Origin of the sequence: Phaeobacter sp. JH20_26 (assembly GCF_048056275.1) — a bacterium.
Taxonomy (GTDB): Bacteria; Pseudomonadota; Alphaproteobacteria; order Rhodobacterales; family Rhodobacteraceae; genus Phaeobacter; species Phaeobacter bryozoorum.
Window position 1 is genome coordinate 1 of the sequence record NZ_JAYMWL010000018.1, and the last position, 841, is coordinate 841.

The 841-nt window shown below is 56.8% G+C and carries 1 pseudogene; it reads left to right on the forward strand.

The features are described from left to right. Window positions 1-35 precede the first annotated feature (35 nt). Window positions 36-841, forward strand: a pseudogene (locus VWY60_RS15255) (IS3 family transposase); the annotation flags it as partial.

The window sequence follows — 841 nt, forward strand, 5'->3', positions numbered from 1 at the left end:
GTCCTCCGCTATGTTTAGTAAAACGGAGGAAACGCATGGCCAACAAGCGACCAAAGCCAGAAGAGATTGTCACGAAGTTGCGGCAGGTTGAGATACTGACCGCGCAAGGAATGCCGCGTCTGGATGCGATCCGGCAGATTGGCGTGACTGAACAGACCTATTACCGCTGGAAGAAGAAGTACGGTGGAATGGGCACTGACCAATTGAGGGAACTGAAGCGGCTTCAGAAAGAGAACGAGCGGCTTCGCAAAGCTGTTTCTGATCTGACGCTGGACAAGCTGATCTTGGCGGAAGCCGCGAAGGGAAACTTCTGAGCCCCGCTCGTCGCCGTGCTTGCATTGATCGCGTTTGTGGTGAGTTGAATGTCTCGGAACGCCGCGCGTGCCGCGTTCTGAGACAACACCGATCCACGCAGCGCAGGGTGCCAGTTGGTCGCCCGGATGAAGAACGATTGGTGGCCGACATGATCGAGCTGACCCGGCAATATGGCCGCTATGGCTATCGTCGGATCGCAGCGCTGCTGAGAGATGCAGGCTGGCATGTGAATGACAAGCGGGTCGAAAGGCTGTGGCGACGAGAGGGGCTGAAAGTGCCCATGAAACAACCAAAGAAGGGGCGGCTCTGGCTGAATGACGGATCGTGCGTTCGGCTACGGCCAGAATACCGTGATCATGTTTGGTCTTACGACTTCGTGCATTGCCGGACTGATGACGGAAGGGCGTTCCGCACGCTCAACATCATCGACGAATACAGCCGAGAATGTTTGGCAATCCGCGTGGATCGCAAGCTGAACTCCGGCAACGTCATCGATGCGCTGAGCGACCTGTTCATCCTGCGCGGC